Origin of the sequence: Stutzerimonas stutzeri, assembly GCF_024448985.1 — a bacterium.
GTDB lineage: Bacteria > Pseudomonadota > Gammaproteobacteria > Pseudomonadales > Pseudomonadaceae > Stutzerimonas > Stutzerimonas stutzeri_AP.
In genome coordinates, this window is record NZ_JAMOII010000003.1 from 26,752 (window position 1) to 42,570 (window position 15,819).

14 protein-coding genes and 1 pseudogene are annotated in these 15,819 nt (G+C 61.5%); 9 read left to right on the forward strand and 6 right to left on the reverse strand.

Going from position 1 to position 15,819, the window contains the following annotated elements; all coding sequences use genetic code 11:
- Positions 1–14 precede the first annotated feature (14 nt).
- From NA647_RS05635 to mdoH, 6 genes are all read left to right on the forward strand, one after another.
- A complete protein-coding gene (locus NA647_RS05635) occupies positions 15–890 on the forward strand; it encodes an alpha/beta fold hydrolase (RefSeq protein WP_256056810.1) in 876 nt (291 codons plus the stop codon).
- 138 nt (positions 891–1,028) lie between these two features.
- Positions 1,029–1,727 (forward strand): pirin family protein, encoded by a 699-nt coding sequence (locus NA647_RS05640; protein ID WP_256056811.1) that lies wholly within the window; start codon positions 1,029–1,031, stop codon positions 1,725–1,727.
- Positions 1,728–1,790: 63 nt separating this feature from the next.
- Positions 1,791–2,390: an NAD(P)H:quinone oxidoreductase gene (wrbA, locus tag NA647_RS05645; protein ID WP_256056812.1), complete on the forward strand. Its 600-nt coding sequence runs from the start codon at positions 1,791–1,793 to the stop codon at positions 2,388–2,390.
- A 149-nt stretch (positions 2,391–2,539) separates the two neighbouring features.
- Positions 2,540–3,079, forward strand: coding sequence for a DUF3087 family protein (locus NA647_RS05650; RefSeq protein ID WP_256056813.1), 540 nt, complete (start codon positions 2,540–2,542; stop codon positions 3,077–3,079).
- 366 nt (positions 3,080–3,445) lie between these two features.
- On the forward strand, positions 3,446–4,963 hold the full coding sequence (locus NA647_RS05655; protein ID WP_256057069.1) for a glucan biosynthesis protein G: 1,518 nt from the start codon (positions 3,446–3,448) through the stop codon (positions 4,961–4,963).
- Positions 4,956–7,490 (forward strand): glucans biosynthesis glucosyltransferase MdoH, encoded by a 2,535-nt coding sequence (mdoH, locus tag NA647_RS05660; RefSeq protein ID WP_256056814.1) that lies wholly within the window; start codon positions 4,956–4,958, stop codon positions 7,488–7,490. The genes NA647_RS05655 and mdoH overlap by 8 nt, the downstream gene beginning before the upstream one ends.
- Positions 7,491–7,720: 230 nt before the next feature.
- On the opposite strand, the gene NA647_RS05665 is transcribed toward mdoH, so the two are convergent.
- The 6 genes and pseudogenes from NA647_RS05665 to NA647_RS05690 form a co-directional block, all read right to left on the reverse strand.
- Positions 7,721–9,670: a DNA topoisomerase III gene (locus NA647_RS05665; protein ID WP_256056815.1), complete on the reverse strand. Its 1,950-nt coding sequence runs from the start codon at positions 9,668–9,670 to the stop codon at positions 7,721–7,723.
- 151 nt (positions 9,671–9,821) lie between these two features.
- Positions 9,822–12,314, reverse strand: a complete 2,493-nt coding sequence (plsB, locus tag NA647_RS05670; RefSeq protein WP_256056816.1) for a glycerol-3-phosphate 1-O-acyltransferase PlsB — start codon at positions 12,312–12,314, stop codon at positions 9,822–9,824.
- A gap of 175 nt (positions 12,315–12,489) precedes the next feature.
- Positions 12,490–12,897 carry an ester cyclase gene (locus tag NA647_RS05675; protein WP_256056817.1) on the reverse strand — a complete coding sequence of 136 codons (408 nt, stop codon included), beginning with the start codon at positions 12,895–12,897 and terminating at the stop codon, positions 12,490–12,492.
- Positions 12,898–13,011: 114 nt separating this feature from the next.
- Complete coding sequence (locus tag NA647_RS05680; protein ID WP_256056818.1) at positions 13,012–13,344, reverse strand: hypothetical protein; 333 nt, start codon at positions 13,342–13,344, stop codon at positions 13,012–13,014.
- A pseudogene (locus tag NA647_RS05685) lies at positions 13,341–14,051 on the reverse strand (class I SAM-dependent methyltransferase). The gene NA647_RS05680 and the pseudogene NA647_RS05685 overlap by 4 nt, the downstream one beginning before the upstream one ends.
- A gap of 64 nt (positions 14,052–14,115) precedes the next feature.
- Positions 14,116–14,376 (reverse strand): hypothetical protein, encoded by a 261-nt coding sequence (locus NA647_RS05690; protein WP_256050143.1) that lies wholly within the window; start codon positions 14,374–14,376, stop codon positions 14,116–14,118.
- Positions 14,377–14,547: 171 nt separating this feature from the next.
- Between NA647_RS05690 and NA647_RS05695 the strand changes: the two genes are divergently transcribed.
- From NA647_RS05695 to NA647_RS05705, 3 genes are all read left to right on the forward strand, one after another.
- A complete protein-coding gene (locus tag NA647_RS05695) occupies positions 14,548–14,958 on the forward strand; it encodes an SRPBCC family protein (RefSeq protein WP_256056819.1) in 411 nt (136 codons plus the stop codon).
- A gap of 136 nt (positions 14,959–15,094) precedes the next feature.
- Complete coding sequence (locus tag NA647_RS05700) at positions 15,095–15,283, forward strand: type II toxin-antitoxin system CcdA family antitoxin (protein WP_256056820.1); 189 nt, start codon at positions 15,095–15,097, stop codon at positions 15,281–15,283.
- 69 nt (positions 15,284–15,352) lie between these two features.
- The gene (locus tag NA647_RS05705; RefSeq protein ID WP_256050179.1) at positions 15,353–15,601 is read left to right on the forward strand and encodes a CcdB family protein; all 249 of its coding nucleotides are present in this window, start codon (positions 15,353–15,355) and stop codon (positions 15,599–15,601) included.
- The last annotated feature ends 218 nt before the right edge of the window (positions 15,602–15,819 follow it).

Consider the following 15,819-nt stretch of genomic DNA (forward strand, 5'->3'; position numbering starts at 1 on the left):
TCCGGAGTGGCCCCATGTTCGAGCAGTTCCAGCGTGACGAGTGCGAGGTCAATGGCGTACGGATCGCCTATCGCAAAGGCGGCTCCGGGCCGCCCTTGCTGCTGCTTCACGGCTACCCGCAAACGCATGTCATGTGGCACGAAGTGGCCGATCAGCTGGCGGAACGGTTCACTGTCGTAGCGGCGGATTTGCGTGGCTACGGCGATAGCAGCAAGCCCGAGGGTGGCGAGGATCATGTGGCCTACAGCAAGCGCGAGATGGCGCTCGACCAGGTCGAATTGATGCGCACCTTGGGCTTTGAGCGTTTCGATATTCTTGCCCACGACCGCGGCGCCCGGGTCAGCCATCGTCTAGCGATGGATCATCCACAGGCGGTTCGCCGGCTGATTCTGCTGGACATCGCACCGACCCTGGCGATGTACAGCCAGACCGATGAAACCTTCGCGCGCGCTTACTGGCACTGGTTCTTTCTGATCCGCCCGGCGCCGTTGCCGGAAACGCTCATGGACGCCGCAACCGAGCTGGTATTGAAGACCGCCGTGGCGACCCGCGCCGACCATCATCACCCGTTCACCGCTGCCGCCTACGCTGAATACCTGCGCTGCATGAGGCTGCCCGGCACTATTCACGCGTTCTGTGAAGATTATCGGGCCAGTGCCGGCATCGATCTGCAGCATGACCAGGAAGATCGTGCTGTTGATCGGCGTATCGAGGCGCCCCTGCTGGTGCTCTGGGGTGCCAAAGGCGTCGTCGAGCGTTGCTTCGATCCGCTGAAGGAGTGGCGTGCCGTGGCAACGAGCGTGCCAGGCAGGGCGCTGCCGGCTGGGCATTACATCGCCGAGGAGGTTCCGCAACTGCTGTTGGAGGAGGTTCTCGGCTTTCTGTCGTAAACGTTAGGCGCCTGAGATATCGAATGGATAGATAGGTTCTACCGAGAATATCCGCTATTCGTGCGATGGATTGAATGGAAAATGACGGCCATAGCGCTCGGCATGGTGTCGAGCTGATTGACCCAGAGGCTGCCATCGATGATCGAAATCCGCCCGCGCGCCGAGCTTGGCGCCGCACACCACGGCTGGTTGCATGCCCGCCATCACTTTTCTTTTGCCGATTATCACGACCCGCTGCGCATGCACTGGGGCCGCTTGCGGGTCTGGAATGACGACACTATCGCGCCGGACTCAGGCTTCCCGACCCATACGCACCGCGACATGGAAATCATCACCTACGTTCGCAAGGGCGCCATCACCCACGAAGACAGCCTGGGTAATAGCGGCCGTACGGCTGCCGGTGATGTACAGGTCATGAGTGCCGGCACCGGCATCGCCCATAGCGAATACAACCTCGAAAGCGAGTCCACTGAGATTTTCCAGATTTGGATCTACCCGGACCAAACCGGGCTGCCTCCAAGCTGGGGGACGCGCCCGTTCCCTACAGCTGAGCGTGCGGGTGCATTTGTCACGCTAGCCAGCGGCATGAGCGATGACAGCGATGCGCTGCCGATCCGGGCCGATGCGCGTCTGGCCGCAGCTGCACTTTCACCAGGTCAGGTTGCCCAATACCGAATTGGTGATGGTCGCAAGGTCTATCTGGTGCCCGCCAGTGGACGTATCGAGGTTGCTGGGCTCGTTGCAGCGACGGGGGACGGCGTGGCGGTGCGTGATGAGACGCTGCTCACCGTCAAGGCGCTGGAACATAGCGAAGTGGTGCTGGTGGACGTTCGCTGAGCGAGTCGGCGACAGCGTAGATAGAAACAGAGTCGAAACATAACCCAGAAAGAGGAAATGAAAATGGCGAAGATTCTCGTGCTGTATCACTCGATGTATGGCCACATCGAAACCATGGCCAACGCGGTCGCTGAAGGTGCGCGCCGTGTGCAAGGTGCCGAAGTGACCATCAAACGTGTGCCGGAAACCATGCCGCAGGAGGTCTTCAAGAATGCAGGCGGCAAGACCGATCAGGCTGCAGACATCGCCACTCCGGCCGAGCTGCCCGATTACGATGCGATCATCTTTGGCACGCCGACCCGCTTCGGCAACATGTCCGGGCAGATGCGCAACTTTCTCGACCAGACCGGCGGCCTGTGGGCCAAGGGCGCGCTGCATGGCAAGGTCGCCAGCGTATTCACTTCCACCGGTACCGGCGGCGGTCAGGAGATGACCATCACCTCCACCTGGACCACCCTGGCCCACCACGGAATGATCATCGTGCCGACCGGCTACGGCATCGGCGAGTTCTTCGACATTTCCGAGACCAACGGTGGCACGCCTTATGGCGCCTCGACCATCGCCGGCGGTGATGGCTCGCGTCAGCCGTCCACCAAGGAACTGACCATCGCCCGCTACCAGGGCGAGCTCGTGGCGAAGACCACGGTCAAGCTCAATAGCTGAGCCTGACAAGCGGCGCCGCCCGGCGCCGCTACCTCCCTCCGATAAAAAATGTCACTTGAGTCGTATGCTGCGGATCAGCTGTCGGCGGCGCGATTGCGGTGATAATGCAGCGAACGACTTCCTGCTCATTGCCGCTCAAGGACCCACCCATGGTGACATTCGAAATCAAGCCGCTTGACCCGCAGACCTATCGTCAACAAACACGGCGCAGCACGCTGATCGTCGTTGCGACCTTCGCGATGCTGGCGTTAGGACTGGCTGCGGCGGCAGTTGCGTTATTTGGCGAGGCGGGCGGGGATAACCTTTACCTGAATGCCACGGGAGTCGTCGTCGGGCTGCTGCTGACCATCGCGCTGGTGCGTTCGGTGTATTGGAAGCAGCCCTGGATGGCCTGTGCTGTCTATGGTTGGCGTCTGAAGCGCAGCCTGATGAGCGTCACCAACGTCATGCATCACGTCACCGCTGGCGTGGCGGTCGGCGATGCGGAGGCGATGAAGCTGCTGCGCTTTTACCACCTGGGATTGACCCAGATGCATCAGTTGGACGGTAACAGCGCGGCTCTGAGCGACGCGGTGCGCGAGATCGACCTGCACCGCGAAAAGTTGCTGGAGCAAGGAATGGACGTCGATCAGACGCGGTTGGAAGCCGACTGGCTCGAATCCGTAAAGCGCTTCGCGGCAACCCGGTAAGCCCTGCCGTTTCGCCTGCCTCATGCCAGCCCTGATCGCCGAGCTTTCTTCAATTTTGGCCTCCGGCTCTGATAGCCGGTGCGGCCCGTGAACGCGGCTCGGATGACCCCTGTATTACCACTCTTTCGATTGGGTGCGCGGGGCGCTTGGCGGGTCTGAAAAAAGTCCTCTCAGGCCGGCTATCCAGCGCCTGTGCGGCATGTGAAGATGCGCCGCTTCGCTTGTTCCGCAGGGAATCATTTGCCGCTGCGGTAGACCAACGTGGGCAAACTGGGCCGGAAAAGCGGTCAGCAGTAATACTCAGGAGGCGATGTGTCACGTACCGTTCATGTTGAAGCGGGTGCTCGTAAAGGTCGGGCGCTGGGAATGGCTTTAGGCCTGTGCATGAGTCTGTTTGTCGGGCACGGCTGGGCATTCAGCCTCGACGACGTAGCGCAGAAGGCTGAAAAGCTGGCGGCGGAGGGTTATGCCGCGCCGCAAAGCAACCTGCCTCCCGTGTTCCGCAACATGGCATTCGGCGATTATCAACAACTGCGTTTTCGCGGCGACAAGGCGCTCTGGCATGATGCAGAGACGCCGTTCGAGTTGCAGTTCTACCATCAGGGCATGCACTTCGACGTGCCGGTGAGGATCAACGAGGTCACCGCAACGGGTGTAAATGAGGTCCGCTACAAGCCGGAGATGTTCGATTTTGGCAAGGTGCAGATCGAGCCCGCGGCGCTGGAAAATCTCGGCTTCGCTGGTTTCAAGGTCCTCTATCCGCTGAACAAGGCGGACAAGCAGGACGAGCTCATCACACTGCTGGGCGCCAGCTACTTCCGTGTGGTCGGTAAGGATCAGGTTTATGGTCTGTCGGCACGCGGGCTGGCCATCGACACCGCGCTGCCGAGCGGGGAGGAATTTCCCCGTTTCCGCGAATTCTGGGTCGAGCGCCCGCAAGCTGATCGGCGCAATCTGGTGATCTACGCGCTGCTGGATTCGCCCCGCGCCACCGGCGCCTATCGGATGGTGGTGACGCCCGGCAAGGACAGCACCGTTGACGTGCAGGCGCGTGTCTACCTGCGCGAACCCGTGGAAAAGCTGGGCATCGGCGCGCTCACCAGCATGTACCTGTTCGGCGCTAACCAGCCGAGTAATCTGCTCAACTACCGCCCGCAGCTGCACGACTCGGAAGGCCTGGCGATTCATACCGGCAATGACGAGTGGATCTGGCGGCCGCTGAACAATCCCAAACGGCTTTCGATCAGCAGTTACAGCGTCGAAAACCCGCGTGGCTTCGGACTGCTCCAGCGTACCCGCGACTTCGGTCGTTACGAGGATCTGGACGATCGCTACGAGCTGCGCCCGAGCGGCTGGATCGAACCGGTTGGCGATTGGGGCAAAGGCCACGTAGAGCTGATCGAGATTCCCACCCCGGACGAAACCAACGACAACATCGTCGCCTTCTGGGTGCCCGAGCGGCGACCTGAACCCGGCGAGTCGCTGAATTTCGAATATCGCCTGCACTTCACCATGGACGAGCCGGCGCTGCACGATCCCAAGCTCGCCTGGGTCAAGCAGACGCGCCTGTCGGCCGGTGATGTGAAGCAGTCCAACCTGATTCGCCAGCCCGATGGCAGCACAGCGCTGATAGTCGATTTCGTCGGGCCGAACCTGGCCAAGCTGCCGGCGGATGCGCTGGTCAGTACTCAGGTCAGTGTCGATGACAACGTCGAGCTGGTGGAAAACAACCTGCGCCATAACCCGGTCAGCAAAGGCTGGCGGCTGACGCTGCGGCTGCGGGTCAAGGACCCGGCGCGTCCGGTGGAGTTGCGCGCTGCGTTGGTGGACGGCGAGACCACGCTGTCCGAAACCTGGAGCTATCAGATACCTGTCCATGACTGAACACGCGCAACAATCGCTCGCCCGGCGTTATCTTGCCGAGCTTCCCCTCGACGTCGATCAATCTCAGGCGCTGGGTGAGCAAGTGGACCAGCAAGGGGGCGAGCTGGCCGGCGTCCATCGGGCTCTGGCGCAGGGCCCATCCGACAAGCATGGCTTGCATAGGGGCGATCCGCTCGGCTCGGTCGCGACGCGCCTGCGGCTTGCCTGGGGCGATCTCTTCGAGCGTGGTGGGGTGCTGACCAAGGATCATCAGGGCCGCACCTGCATTCAGTCGACGCCGCCGATCGTGCGCACGCGGATGGTGCCCGAGCCATGGCATACCAGCGTGCTGCGCCTGAGCTGGTGGCGACTGCTGTTCAAGAAGAATCGTACGGTGGAGCAGCCCAACGTGGCGGCGCCCCTCGACAGGTCGGGCTGGCGCCGGGTTGCCGCTTACCGGCGCGCCGCGCTGCTGATCCTGATGCTGGCGCAGACGGCTATCGCTACCTGGCACATGAAGGCTGTGTTGCCTTATCAGGGTTGGGCACTGGTCAGTCTGCAGGAGGTTTTTCTGCAGCCCTGGCAGGAGTCGGCGCGGCAAATCCTGCCGTACGTAGTGCAGACCAGCATCCTGCTGCTGTTCGCGCTGCTGTTCTGCTGGGTGTCGGTGGGATTCTGGACGGCGCTGATGGGCTTCTTCCAATTGCTCAAGGGGCGCGACCGCTACAACATCTCCGCCACCAGCACGGGCAACGAACCGATTCCGGCCGAGGCGCGCACGGCGCTGGTAATGCCCATCGCCAACGAGGACGTGCCGCGGGTGTTCGCCGGACTGCGGGCGACCTACGAATCGCTGCTGGCCACGGGTGAGATCGAGCACTTCGATATCTTCGTGCTCAGCGACAGCAACGACCCCGACACCTGCGTGGCAGAGCAAAAGGCCTGGCTGGAGCTGTGCCGCGAGGTCGACGGTTTCGGCCATATCTTCTATCGCCGCCGTCGGCGCCGGGTGAAGCGCAAGAGCGGCAACATTGACGACTTCTGCCGGCGCTGGGGCAGCAGTTACCGTTACATGGTGGTGCTGGACGCCGACAGCGTGATGAGCGGCGGTTGCCTGACGTCGCTGGTGCGGCTGATGGAAGCCAACCCTGGCGCCGGCATCATCCAGACCGGGCCGAAAGCCTCTGGCATGGATACGCTCTACGCGCGCATGCAGCAGTTCGCCACGCGGGTCTATGGGCCGCTGTTCACTGCGGGGCTCAATTTCTGGCAGCTGGGCGAGTCGCATTACTGGGGCCATAACGCGATCATCCGGGTCAAACCCTTTATCGAGCACTGCGCCTTGGCGCCGCTGCCGGGCAAGGGCTCCTTCGCTGGCGATATTCTTTCCCACGATTTCGTCGAGGCGGCCCTGATGCGACGAGCCGGCTGGGGCGTGTGGATCGCCTACGACCTGCCGGGCAGTTACGAAGAGCTACCGCCGAATCTGCTCGACGAACTCAAGCGCGACCGCCGCTGGTGTCACGGCAATCTGATGAACTTCCGCCTGTTCCTGGTCAAGGGCATGCACACGGTGCATCGCTTCGTGTTCCTCACCGGGGTAATGTCCTATCTGTCAGCACCGCTGTGGTTCACCTTCCTGGCGCTGTCCACCGGGCTGCTGGCGATCCATACGCTGATGGTGCCGGAGTATTTCCTGCAGCCCAACCAGCTATATCCGCTGTGGCCGCAGTGGCATCCGCGGGAGGCGATTGCTCTGTTCTCCGCGACGTTGACACTGCTGTTCCTACCCAAGCTGCTCAGCGTGGTGCTGATCTGGATTCAGGGTTCGAAGGAATATGGCGGTGGGCTCCGATTGCTGCTGTCGATGATTCTGGAAACCCTGTTCTCGATGTTGCTGGCGCCGGTACGCATGCTGTTCCATACCGTCTTCGTCACCGCGGCGTTCCTTGGCTGGTCGGTGCAGTGGAAGTCGCCGCAACGCGCCGACAACGCCACGCCCTGGGGCGAAGCGCTGCGCCGGCACGGTTCGCAGATGCTGCTGGGCGTGCTCTGGACGGCTCTGGTGGCCTGGCTCGATCCGGCGTTCCTTTGGTGGCTGGCGCCCATCGTGGTGTCGCTGATCCTCTCGGCGCCGGTCTCGGTGCTGACCAGTCGCACGGGCCCTGGGCTGGCGGCGTTCCGGCGCAAGCTGTTCCTGATTCCGGAGGAATTCGACCCGCCCACCGAATTGGCCGCCACGGACCGCTACAACCAGCAGAACCAGGCCAATGCGCTGCAGCAGGGGTTCATCGCCGCGACGGTGGATCCGTCGTACAACGCGCTGGTCTGCGCCATGGCGCGCGCGCGGCACGCCAAGGTGGTACCAGCGGCCGAAGTGCTACGTGAACAGCGTATGCGTGAAATTCTCGCTGCCGGGCCCGATGGCCCCGCCGAAGCGGCGCGTTGGCGATTGCTCAACGACCCCGAAGGCATGGCGCGCCTGCATGATCGCGTCTGGCAGGACGAGCAATATCAGACTTGGCGCGAGGCGTACTACCGACGGTAACCCGTCAAACAAGGCTGCTTTCCGAAAGCAGCCTTGTCTGATTGCGAGGCCTGGCTGTGTAAACCCGGTTGCTTGTCTTCTGTGGGAGCGAGCTTGCTCGCGAAGCTTTAGCGTGATGCCACTCTTCGCGAGCAAGCTCGCTCCTACAGGTCGGAATCGGCGTGATGCTTTTGTGGGCGAGCTTGCTGGCGAAGCCTGTTGGGGCTCGATGGCATTTTCGCGGGCAAGCTTTACGCCTCGACTGACGCCTTGCGTGACTTCCGTTTTCCAGCGCTGGCAGCCTTGCGCGGTGTCGCCTTGCGTTTCTTCTTCCAGGGCGCAGCGTTACCGGCCGGGCTTGCCGGTCCGGTGATGGTCAGGCTCAGCCCGCGGCAGCGTTCCACCTGTTTGCGCATCCAAGCCGATTGCTTGGCGACGAATTCCTCCAGACTCATCTCGCCGCTCTGCACCATGTCCAGCGCTTGTTCCCAGATTGCCGTAGTGCCGGGGTCGGCGATAGCGCGCGGCACGGCATCGATCAGGCTGAAGGCCGCCGGGCTGGCCGACAGCGCCTTGCCCTGTTTGGTCAGGTAGCCGCGATCAAGCAGTCCCTGAATGATGCCGGCCCGCGTCGCTTCGGTGCCGATGCCGGTGGTGTCCTTGAGCTTTTGCTTGAGGCGTGGGTCGTCCACCAGCTTGGCGACGTTCTTCATCGCTTTGATCAGATCGCCCTCGGTGAAGGGCTTGGGCGGCTGGGTCCAGAGGTCCTTGAGGTTTACGCTCATGACATTGCAGTGCTGGCCTTCGCTCAACACCGGCAGTGCCTGGGCAGGTACCGGCTCGCGACCCTTGACGGGCGTCAGCGCCTCGGGCAGCGCGCGGCGCCAGCCGGGTTCGACGATCACCTTGCCCACCGCCCGCAGCGCCTGCCCGGCGCAGTCGAAATCCGCCTGGGTGCGGTCGTATTCGTGATTCGGCAGGAACTGCGCCAGGTAGCGGGCGCGAATCAGCGTATAGACCGCGCGTTGCTTGCCGACCAGACGTGACAGGTCGGTAACGGCGGCGGTGGGGATGATGCCATGGTGGGCGCTGACCTTGGCGTCGTTCCAAGCGCGGGAACGGCGTTGCGGCTGTACGTGGGTGAGCAGTTCGGACAGCGACGGATCGCTGCGGCCAAGGGCGGCGATGATCGCCGGGGCCTCGCCGTGCTGGCTCAGCGGCAGGTAGCCGCAATCGCTGCGCGGGTAGGTGATTAGCTTGTGGGTTTCGTAGAGCGCCTGGGCGATATCCAGGGTTTCCTGGGCACCGAGGCCGAGTTTCTTCGAGCAGACTTCCTGCAGGGTGCCGAGGTCGAAGAGTAGTGGTGGCGCTTCACGCATGCGCTCGGTGCGTACCTTCAGCACCTGCGCCTGCTCACCGCTTTCGATGGCGGTAGCTGCCTGGCGCGCATGTTCCGGGTCGAGGCAACGGCCCTGGTCGTCGCAGCGATCCTCGGCGGCGCGCCATTGTGCGGTGAAGGGCATGCCGTCGGCCCGCAGCGCGACCTCAATGCTCCAGTAAGGCACCGGCACGAAGTCGGCGATGCTGCGGTCGCGATCCACCACCAGGCGCAGCGTTGGCGTCTGCACCCGGCCCACCGGCAGCACGCCCTGATAGCCGGACTGACGGCCTAGCAAGGTGAACAATCGGCTCATATTCATTCCGATCAACCAGTCGGCCCGCGAGCGGCCCAGTGCCGAATGATAGAGGCTGAAGGTTTCGGCGCCGGGCTTGAGCGCGGCCAAGGCCTTGCGGATCGAGGCATCGTCCAGCGCCGACAGCCAGAGCCGCTGGATAGGGCCGCGATAACGACAGTGTTCCACCAACTCACGGGCGATCATCTCGCCTTCGCGGTCGGCGTCGGTGGCGATCACCAGTTCGCTGGCCTCACCGAGCAGGCGCTTGACGGCCTTGAACTGGCTGGCGGTTTTCGGCTTGACCTGCATCTTCCAGCGCTCGGGAATGATCGGCAGATCGCCCAGCACCCAGCGCTTGTAGCGGGTGTCATAGGCATCCGGCGGGGCGGTTTCCAGCAGATGGCCGATGCACCAGGTCACGGTCACTCCAGGCCCAAGCCAGCAGCCGTCGCCACGCCGATTGGCGCCGAGGACCTTGGCGATGTCCTTGGCCTGGGAGGGTTTTTCGCAGAGAAACAGCCGCATCGCCGTCATCTATCCATTTTTCAATGGGCATAGGATGAGCAGCGGAGCGACTTCAGGCAATCTTTATCTGTATGGATGTACAGGTTTTGTCATTGCATCGGATTCTCGATCGAGCTGGTTGCCATCTGCCGGGTTCCGACGCGAGCGGCTTTTAGCCCTGCTGATCGATAGCAATGTCATCCGCGTGCCGTTCCAACGCCACCTGACGGATCGACAGGCGAATCTCGGCGGGCAAAACCCGTTTGGCTACGCCTTCGACCAGCTCGCCAAGCTTGTCGTGGTAAGCGAGTTTGCCGGCCTCGTCCTGACGCAGCACGTCTTGCTCCTGAAGGCTCTCGATGAAATGGCGGAACAGACTCTTGTCGAAGAATTCCGGTGCGTTCAACCCATGCAGGATCGACAGCCGCTGAGCCATCACCGTGCACAGCGTCTCCAACTCTTCGGCGGTGAGGCTGTGCTGGCCGCTGTTGAGCAACAGCGAGATCGCCATGTAGAAGCGCTGTAGCGTCTGCACAATGACCCGCGCCAGCAGCGTGAGCAGCACGAACTGCCGCGAGCTGGGCGCCGGGCGCACATAAGTCTCGCCATCGAGCTTGAGCAAGCCCTGTTCGACGAAGGCGGCCAGCCACTGGTCGATCACCGCCTCCAGTTCTTCCGGCTCCCAGCGTATGAACAGCTCGGCTCGCAGATACGGATACAACGCCAGGGTGAAGCGCAGGATCTGCGCGCGGCTGATGCGAGAACTGCTCTGGAAGAAGCTCGCCAGCAGCGCCGGCAGGGCGAAGATGTGCATCACGTTGTTACGGTAATAGGTCATCAGGACCGCGTTCTGCTCGTCCAGATAGAGGATGTTGCCCAGCGCATCCTTCTGTTCGGCCAGCAGGCCGAGGGCCTTCACGTAACCGATCAACGCCTCGCCATTGCCTTCCGGCAGCGTGGTATGGGGCGAGTAGGGCACGGCGCGCAACAGGCTCTGATAGAGATCGAGGATGCGTGCCAGAGAACGCTGGTCCAGCGCCTGACGGCTGGTGGATAACATGGCCAGCGCCACCAGGTTGACCGGATTGACCGCCGCCGCTTCATTGAGGCCCTGGGCGATCCGCTCGGCGAGGCGATTGGTCGTGCCGCTGAGCCATTCCGGACGGTAGCTCGGTGCCAGGTTTTGCTGGCGCCAGCCGGGCTGCTCTTTGTCCAGGAATGCGTTGAGCTTGAGCGGTTCGCCGAAATTTACCCAGACTTGGCCGAAGCGCTGCTTGAGCGCGCCGATGACCTTGAAGATATCGAAGATCGACTCCTTCTTCTTCTGCGCGCCGCGCAGTTCGCCCAAGTAGGTGCGCCCCTCCAGCACGCGTTCGTAACCGATGTACACCGGCACGAAGAGGATCGGCAGCCGCGGCGAGCGCAGGTAGCTGCGTAGCGTGATCGCCAGCATGCCGGTCTTGGGCTGCAGCATGCGCCCAGTGCGCGAGCGGCCGCCTTCGACGAAATACTCCACCGGAAAGCCGCGGCTGAACAGCGTGTGCAGGTATTCGTTGAACACCGAGGTGTACAGCGGGTTGCCCTTGAACGAGCGGCGCATGAAGAAGGCGCCGCCGCGCCGCAGCAGCCCGCCGACTACCGGCATGTTGAGGTTGATGCCAGCGGCGATGTGCGGCGGCGTCAGCCCGTTGCGGAACAGCAGATAGGACAGCAGCAGATAGTCGATATGGCTGCGGTGGCACGGCACGTAGATCACCTCATGCCCGCGCACTGCCTCCTGCAGCGGCTCGATGTGATTGACCCGGATGCCGTCGTAGATCTTGTTCCAGAACCAGGACAGCACCACCTCGAGAAAGCGCACCGCCGTATAAGCATAGTCCGAGGCGATCTCGTTGCCGTAGCGCAGCGCTTTGGCCTCGGCCTTCTCCACGGAAATATTCTCGCGCTCGGCTTCGTCGCGGATCGCCTGACGCACCGTCGGCGCGTGTACCAGCCCTTTGACCATATTGCGCCGGTGCGAAAGGTCTGGACCGATCACTGAGGTCTTCTGCTGCCGGAAGTGCACCCGCAGCATGCGATGAACCATGCGCAGGGTGCGCTCGTGGCCCTTGTTCATTGCCACCAGTTCGTCGAGCTGGATCGGCGTGGAGAACTGCACACGCGTTTTGCGTCCGAGGATCAGAATGCTCAGCAGCTTGCGCAGCCGCCCAGTCACCGCCCAGCTGTCGGCGAACAGCAGCTTCCAGGGGCTGGTCTCCCGGTCCGGTGACTGGCCCCAGAACACGCTCACCGGGACGATCTGCGCGTTGTCCACGGCATTCTGCTCCAGCGCGCCGACCAGCCGCACCAGCGGCGCCGGAGGCACGATCCGTGTGCGTCGACCGAACCAGCTCGCGGCGGGATTGAGAAAGATGAATGCCGCCGGCTCGATATGGCTACCCACAGCGACCTCCGCGACCGGACGTGGCAAACCGGCCTTGCCACACTCTTGATCGAGCACCGCCAGATCACTCAGCGAGGCGCGTTGCAACACATAGAACACCGGCCTGCTGCGGTCCAGCTTGAGGTTGAAGGCTGACTGGTTGATGGTTTCCGAGCGCACCCAGAAATACAGCACACGGCGCACGATGGAGAAAATAAAACGGCGGATCGGAGAGCGGGTCATACGAAGATTCGGCTAAAAAGGGGCAGGGCCCTCGAAGGCGGCAAGTGTGCCGCAAGCGCAGGCAGCGGACAAAAAAATCGATGCTCGATGTGTGCAGGGTGGAAAACCGCGCAGCGTATTCCACCGCAGGTATGCCTTCCTGCTGACTCGAGCCGAGGTGTGCGCGTGCGAAGGATCAAGCACCTTCGGACCGAGTCGACAGCTGCGCTTCGATGGCGGCCTTGTCGATGATTGAGCTGACCTCGAAGATCTTCCCGCCCTTGAACTCGTAGAAGACATTCTCCGCGAACGAAACCTTCCGCCCGTCGACATCAAGCTCCAGAAACCGGGCTTTTGGCGAGCAGTTGAATCGCAGACGGCTCGCGACATAAGGGGGCTCGGCAACCAGCAGTTCGATGTTGAAGCGCAGATCGGGAATGGTGGCGTAGTCGTTTTCCAGCATTTGGCGATAGCCGGCCAGGCCGATCTGCTTGCCGTTATGACGCACCTCGTCATGCACGAAGCGCCCCAGATTCGGCCAGTCCCTGGCGTTCAAACAAACGATGTAGTCCCGATAGATGCTGGCCAGGTCTACTGGGGTCATCGGCGTTCCTCCGTCGTGCGAGTCGTTGTCGGTCTTGAAAACACTAGTTCAGCGTCGCGCAATGCGTGCTGGCTATTCGGGCCTCGGTAGCGTCAGCGGCGAAGGCGGATGTCGTCAGCGCGTCCGAATACGAGCACCGGCATAGGCACCGACCAGCAACAGCAGTGACCACACCAACAGGAACACCAGGCCTACCGCCATCAAGGGGCTGGGCGGCAAGAACAGCAACAGGTACAGCGCCTGCCCGACTATGCCACCCAGATAGTGCGCCCAGAGCGGCTTCGGCACTGTGACGCCCGAGAGCAATCCTGCTGCCAACAGCGCGCCGCTGTAGTACAGGCCTGCGTCCCAGGGTTCAGCCTGGCCGGTGATCCAGGGCGACAAAGCCCAGATAGCCACGCTTGCCAACGCTGCGATCAGGAAGGGCAGTGCCCATGACCGGCTCATGGCGCCTCGCCAGCTGGGCGTTTTGAGAACCAGGCATGAATCAACCCGGCCTGATAGAACAGAACGGGCTCATCGAAGCCACCAGCCTTGAGGATAGATGCGATCTACGAGGTAGGAAGTATCGCGACGTCCTTGGCGTAAGCCGCACGCATCTGCTCCAGGCCTGCAGCAGGAATATCCGCCTTCTGCATCATCTTCAGCCATGCATCGAGAAGGGCATCGTATTCGCTGGAAGTCGTATCCGATGCCAGATCAGAACTTGCCAATATCGCGCCGGGGCGAAGCCTTGCGGCTATGGTCCGGAAAAAGTCGGCTCGGGCTTCCCGTTCCAGAATGAACTGGGAAACCAGAAAACAGGTTGCTGCATCGAAGGTATCTACGCCAGGCAGCGATTCCAGATATCCCTCATGGAAATCACAGCGGGAGACGAACCCTCCCTTCACCGCCTTGTTGCGACACACATCGAGCATGGCGCCGGAGGGCTCCACGGCGGTAAAGGTCCACAGGGGATAACGCCTGGCGAGATAATCGATCTCTTCGCCCGTGCCAGCACCAACACAAAGAATTCGCGCATCGGCCGGCAGCTCGGCAAGCACCGCTTCCAGCAGCAAATGCAATGCGCTTCGAATCGGCGCTGTCTTGGCCCAGCGCTCGTCGTAACTCGAAGCCTGTTGATCGAATATGGCTTTGATTTCATCGCTCTGCATCGTGGGCTCCATCGCAGTGGAAGTCGGGCTTGCAAGCTCAGGTAACGGTTATGCGCTTCGGGCCTCAGACATCACGTCTCAGCACCAGCGCCGCTACACCATAGCTCACACCAGCGGTGGCCAATCCCCATACATAGGAGACAGGAACGGCAATCGCCGCCCACATGCGTGCTTCCGGGTCCGCAGGGTAGATGAAGGATGTGAACGCCACCAATGCCGGCAAAACCAGCCCGACGCCGGCAATCGCTACCAATGCTTTAACACGGCGCCAACGCAAATAGCCCGCCAAGAGTAGCGTTGCCATAAGGCCTGTCACGAATGCCATCGATGCCTCCTTAACATGCTGGACTGAAAGCGAGGAATAGGCGGGCAGGTCACTTGCCGGTTCGCTACCGCACCAGAGGATTGCATATCTGCCGTGACAACTACCGTGTCGAATTTCCACTTCACCGTTCGACCACAGGGCAGGGCAACCGCAAATCGAAAGGAGACAGCTATGAAAATCACCGTAGAGACTCGCGTAAAGGCCGAGCTAGGCAAGGTCTGGGATGCCTACAACAATCCCGCAGACATCAAGCAATGGAATGCGGCTCAGGATGATTGGCACACGACCAGGAGCACCGTCGATCTGCGCGAAGGCGGCACGTTCATGTCGCGCATGGAAGCGAAGGATGGCAGCCTGGGGTTCGACTTCGAAGGGACCTACACTCGCGTCATACCGAACAAGCTCATCGAATACCGGATGGGCGATGGCCGTGAGGCCGAGATCGAGTTTGCCGAGCGCCCTGACGGCGTTCTCGTGACCGTCAGGTTCGATGCGGAGACCGAAAACCCGCCCGAACTCCAGCGCCAGGGTTGGCAGGCCATTCTGGACAACTTCGGTCGGCATGTGGAGGACAAGAGCTGAGACGAGGCGCTGAAAGGGGTGGCGTTTGCCCATCCATTAAGCGAAGCGAACGGTTGCGTCTGTTGTCGGATGCGCCTTTGACGGAGCGCCGGCATGCGCACAACATCTGCGCATGCATAGCCAAGGAGTGAAGACCGTGCTCGCAGCTGACCCTCATGCCCCAAAGCGGGCCCAACCTCTCCGCGACATTGGAACAGGCTCTGGTCGAGACCCTGAAGAAAAAAAGCGTGAGCAATGGCTGGCAGAGAACAGCAAAGCCATCGATGCCTATAACGAATACGTGGAAGCCCAGGGCGTGTTCAGCGATGAGCTGCGGAGCTTTTGATGCCTCAGTTTGCCGTTTACAAAGAACACAAACTCAGCCACCAAGGCTGCCGTACCCTTCCTGCTCGATGTGCAAAGCGATTTAATCGCCGAGCTGGGTACGCGAGTTGTGGTGCCTCTCCTCACGGCTTCTGCCATGAAAGGAAAAATCCTCAGGACCCTCACGCCAACCTTTGAAATCGAAGGCAGGCAGTACGTGATGGTAACTCCGCAACTGGCCGGTATCGCCAAGAAGCACCTTGGCACCCAAGTTGCGGAACTCTCCGCACAACGCGATGAAATCATTGCTGCTCTTGATTTGCTTATCACCGAAATTTGATAGGTGTATCTAACGCTTGATGAATTGTTAGACATTCTTAGTGGCCGGCATCGAGCAATTTAACGATTCAGCGCGGAACCCTAAAAGTGCACTGCCAGTAGCGTCGATGCCAGATGACGCTGGACGATATCGAGTGCCTGCGACAGCTGTGCCGAATTTCCTCAGGTACTGAAATAGCCATGATGTTTAACGATTAAGAGACGAGCAGAAGCGTAGCT

What these genes read in the sequence shown, in the direction of transcription:
- NA647_RS05640 (WP_256056811.1), top strand. Translation starts at nt 1,029, where the DNA reads ATGATCGAAATCCGCCCGCGCGCCGAGCTTGGCGCCGCACACCACGGC.
- NA647_RS05635 (WP_256056810.1), top strand. Translation starts at nt 15, where the DNA reads ATGTTCGAGCAGTTCCAGCGTGACGAGTGCGAGGTCAATGGCGTACGG.
- NA647_RS05675 (WP_256056817.1), bottom strand. Translation starts at nt 12,897, where the DNA reads ATGACCCCAGTAGACCTGGCCAGCATCTATCGGGACTACATCGTTTGT.
- wrbA (WP_256056812.1), top strand. Translation starts at nt 1,791, where the DNA reads ATGGCGAAGATTCTCGTGCTGTATCACTCGATGTATGGCCACATCGAA.
- plsB (WP_256056816.1), bottom strand. Translation starts at nt 12,314, where the DNA reads ATGACCCGCTCTCCGATCCGCCGTTTTATTTTCTCCATCGTGCGCCGT.
- NA647_RS05655 (WP_256057069.1), top strand. Translation starts at nt 3,446, where the DNA reads ATGGCTTTAGGCCTGTGCATGAGTCTGTTTGTCGGGCACGGCTGGGCA.
- mdoH (WP_256056814.1), top strand. Translation starts at nt 4,956, where the DNA reads ATGACTGAACACGCGCAACAATCGCTCGCCCGGCGTTATCTTGCCGAG.
- NA647_RS05695 (WP_256056819.1), top strand. Translation starts at nt 14,548, where the DNA reads ATGAAAATCACCGTAGAGACTCGCGTAAAGGCCGAGCTAGGCAAGGTC.
- NA647_RS05665 (WP_256056815.1), bottom strand. Translation starts at nt 9,670, where the DNA reads ATGCGGCTGTTTCTCTGCGAAAAACCCTCCCAGGCCAAGGACATCGCC.
- NA647_RS05690 (WP_256050143.1), bottom strand. Translation starts at nt 14,376, where the DNA reads ATGGCATTCGTGACAGGCCTTATGGCAACGCTACTCTTGGCGGGCTAT.
- NA647_RS05680 (WP_256056818.1), bottom strand. Translation starts at nt 13,344, where the DNA reads ATGAGCCGGTCATGGGCACTGCCCTTCCTGATCGCAGCGTTGGCAAGC.
- NA647_RS05650 (WP_256056813.1), top strand. Translation starts at nt 2,540, where the DNA reads ATGGTGACATTCGAAATCAAGCCGCTTGACCCGCAGACCTATCGTCAA.